2 protein-coding genes are annotated in these 2,066 nt (G+C 65.8%); both read left to right on the forward strand.

What is annotated here, in order from left to right:
- Nucleotides 1-456: GNAT family N-acetyltransferase (locus tag KVA01_RS12515; protein ID WP_141270571.1), on the forward strand; the 456-nt coding region annotated here is incomplete at its 5' end.
- Nucleotides 457-620: 164 nt separating this feature from the next.
- Nucleotides 621-2,051, forward strand: coding sequence for an anion permease (locus KVA01_RS12520; RefSeq protein ID WP_141270573.1), 1,431 nt, complete (start codon nucleotides 621-623; stop codon nucleotides 2,049-2,051).
- The last annotated feature ends 15 nt before the right edge of the window (nucleotides 2,052-2,066 follow it).

The raw sequence follows: 2,066 nt of genomic DNA on the forward strand, positions 1-2,066 counted from the left end.
GATATGGCCCGTCAAGGCGTGGTCACTTCGGTCGAGGAAGCGTCGGCGTACGTCGCCCGCCTCGTGAGCACAGACTCTTCCCATGAACCGTGGGCCATCGTGGACTCGGACGCACTGATCGGCCTCGTCTGCGTCACGGTGGACGAGGACAACAGGAACGGCTGGTTCTGGTACTGGATGACCGACCAGGCGCGCGGCAGGGGAGTCATGAGCCGTGCCGCGGCCACGATCGCGGAGTGGGCCCTCGCGGAGCGCGGACTGGATCGTCTCGAACTTGGCCACCGCGTCAACAACCCGGCCTCCGGCGTCGTCGCGAGAAGAGCCGGTTTCCTCAAAGAGGGCACCCAGCGCCAGAAATTCCTGGTGGACGGAGAACGTCTCGACGTCGACACCTACGGGCGGTTGAAAACCGACCCGCATCCGGCCTTTGACCCAGTGACCATGGTCACCCGATGAATGGTGACGGGAAACACGAATCAGGCCGCCCCCACATGCCCGGGGAACCGTATTTCCCTTGGCCCCGGGTCTAAAATTGAGGCGAGAAGAGTCTCACACCGGAGCGACACTCGGAGGCAGAAATGTCCGGCCATCAGGTTGATTCCACCCACGAATCCAGAACCATGAGTCGGGACACCGTCTCCATGCTCTGGAAATTCGGGCTCATGCTCCTCATCGGGGCGGTGATCTTCTTCATCCCCGCGCCGGAGGGCGTGGACCCCCGCGGCATGCACATGCTCGGGATCTTCGTCGCGACCATCCTGGGGCTCATCCTGCAGCCCCTGCCCACCCCCTCGGTGGCGCTGATCGGTCTGGCCACGGCCATGATCACCGGCGCCATGGACGTCAAGGGCGGGGAGGCGCTGAGTGGGTTCTCCAACTCCGCCGTGCTGCTCATCGTCGCGGCGTTCTTCATCGCAGACGGGTTCCTGCTCACCGGGCTGGGACGCCGCGTGGCCCTGATGTTCCTCCGGGTCCTCGGCAAGTCGCCCCTAGGCATCGCCTACGGCATGGCCGTCACGGACCTCCTGCTCGCCCCGGCCACCCCGTCCAACACGGCCCGCGCCGGTGGTGTGATCTACCCGATCGTTCGCTCCGTCGCGGAGGTGCAGGGCTCCACCCCGGACACCGACGAGTCCCGCAGGAAGCTCGGCTCCTACCTCACGTTCACCGCCGCCCACGTCAACGTGATCACCAGCGCCATGTTCATCACCGCGATGGCCGGCAACCCGCTGGCCGTGGCCTCCGCCGAGAAGCTCGGCGTGCACATCTCCTGGGGCCAGTGGGCCCTGGCCGCCCTGATCCCCGGCCTCGTGAGCCTGGCGGTGGTCCCGTGGCTGCTCATGAAGGTCTACCCGCCCACGCTGAAGAGCACTCCGGAAGCACCCACCATGGCGCGCAGCGAGCTGCAGAAGATGGGGTCCATGACTCGCGGTGAGATCATCATGGCGGCCACGTTCGTGCTGCTCCTGCTGCTGTGGGTCTTCGGCACGGCCATTGGCGTCAACGCCACCACGGCGGCCTTCGTCGGCATCGCGGTGCTACTGGTGACCAAGGTGCTCACCTGGAACGACATGGCCAAGAACGGCTCCGCCTGGAACACCCTGATCTTCTTCGCGGTCCTGGTGGGCATGGCGGAGAACCTGAACAACCTGGGCGTCATCACGTGGATCGGCTCGGTGGTTTCCGGTGCCGTCGGCGGCATGTCCTGGCCGGTCGCCTTCGCCATCCTCGCGCTCGTGTACTTCTATGCGCACTACATGTTCGCCTCGAACACCGCGCAGATCGTCGCGATGTACGGCGTCTTCCTGGGTGCGGCCATCACCGCGGGTGCCCCGCCGATGTTCGCGGCCCTCGCCCTCGGCTACATCGGCAACCTGTTCGGCGCCATCAGCCACTACGCCTCGGGCCCGTCCGGGGTGGTCTACGGTTCCGGGTACGTCAAGGTCTCCGAGTGGTTCAAGGTCGCCTTCATCATGTCCGTGGCCATCATCATCATCTGGACCGTGGTGGGCACCGGCTGGATGTGGATCCTCGGCGACCTCGCCATGTAGTCCGCCCGGCAAACC

It is taken from the genome of Kocuria varians (assembly GCF_006539885.1).
Taxonomy (GTDB): Bacteria; Actinomycetota; Actinomycetes; order Actinomycetales; family Micrococcaceae; genus Kocuria; species Kocuria varians.